The sequence below is a fragment of the Kitasatospora sp. NPDC034023 genome, assembly GCF_055575795.1.
Genome location: NZ_JBVIRY010000114.1, coordinates 1 through 1,417, shown reverse-complemented (window position 1 = coordinate 1,417; position 1,417 = coordinate 1). Strand labels below are relative to the sequence as shown.

1 rRNA gene is annotated in these 1,417 nt (G+C 57.2%); it reads left to right on the top strand.

The window, feature by feature from the left end:
* Window positions 1-59: 59 nt before the first annotated feature.
* Window positions 60-1,417, top strand: a 23S ribosomal RNA gene (locus ACZ52R_RS43510); the annotation flags it as partial.

Here is a 1,417-nt window from a genome sequence, read left to right as displayed (position 1 = left end):
TGTTGAGGGTGTGTGACTGGTCGTTGTTTGAGAACTGCACAGTGGACGCGAGCATCTGTGGCCAAGTTTTTAAGGGCGCACGGTGGATGCCTTGGCACCAGGAACCGATGAAGGACGTGGGAGGCCACGATAGTCCCCGGGGAGCCGTCAACCAGGCTTTGATCCGGGGGTTTCCGAATGGGGAAACCCGGCAGTCGTCATGGGCTGTCACCCGCTGCTGAACACATAGGCAGTGTGGAGGGAACGCGGGGAAGTGAAACATCTCAGTACCCGCAGGAAGAGAAAACAACCGTGATTCCGGGAGTAGTGGCGAGCGAAACCGGATGAGGCTAAACCGGAATGGTGTGAGACCCGGCAGGGGTTGCCGTTTCGGGGTCGTGGGTTTTTTCTTGATCGGTCTGCCGGCCGGTCGGCGAGTCAGAAACCGTATGGATAGTCGAAGGACATGCGAAAGGTCCGGCGTAGAGGGTAAGACCCCCGTAGACGAAATCTGTACGGCTCGCTTGAAGAATACCCAAGTAGCACGGGGCCCGAGAAATCCCGTGTGAATCTGGCGGGACCACCCGCTAAGCCTAAATATTCCCTGGTGACCGATAGCGGATAGTACCGTGAGGGAATGGTGAAAAGTACCGCGGGAGCGGAGTGAAATAGTACCTGAAACCGTGTGCCTACAAGCCGTGGGAGCGTCGTTCGTCAGCTTGCTGGCGGGCCGTGACTGCGTGCCTTTTGAAGAATGAGCCTGCGAGTTTGCGGTGTGTAGCGAGGTTAACCCGTGTGGGGTAGCCGTAGCGAAAGCGAGTCCGAATAGGGCGTTTGAGTTGCATGCCCAAGACCCGAAGCGGAGTGATCTAGCCATGGGCAGGTTGAAGCGGAGGTAAGACTTCGTGGAGGACCGAACCCACCAGGGTTGAAAACCTGGGGGATGACCTGTGGTTAGGGGTGAAAGGCCAATCAAACTCCGTGATAGCTGGTTCTCCCCGAAATGCATTTAGGTGCAGCGTCACGTGTTTCTTGCCGGAGGTAGAGCACTGGATAGGCGATGGGCCTCACCGGGTTACTGACCTTAGCCAAACTCCGAATGCCGGTAAGTGAGAGCGTGGCAGTGAGACTGTGGGGGATAAGCTCCATGGTCGAGAGGGAAACAGCCCAGAACACCGACTAAGGTCCCTAAGCGTGTGCTAAGTGGGAAAGGATGTGGAGTCGCAGAGACAACCAGGAGGTTGGCTTAGAAGCAGCCACCCTTGAAAGAGTGCGTAATAGCTCACTGGTCAAGTGATTCCGCGCCGACAATGTAGCGGGGCTCAAGCACATCACCGAAGTCGTGTCATTGCAGCATGAAGGGCCAACGCCTGCTGTGATGGGTAGGGGAGCGTCGTGTGCCGGGTGAAGCGGCGGTGGAAACCAGTCGTGGACGGTA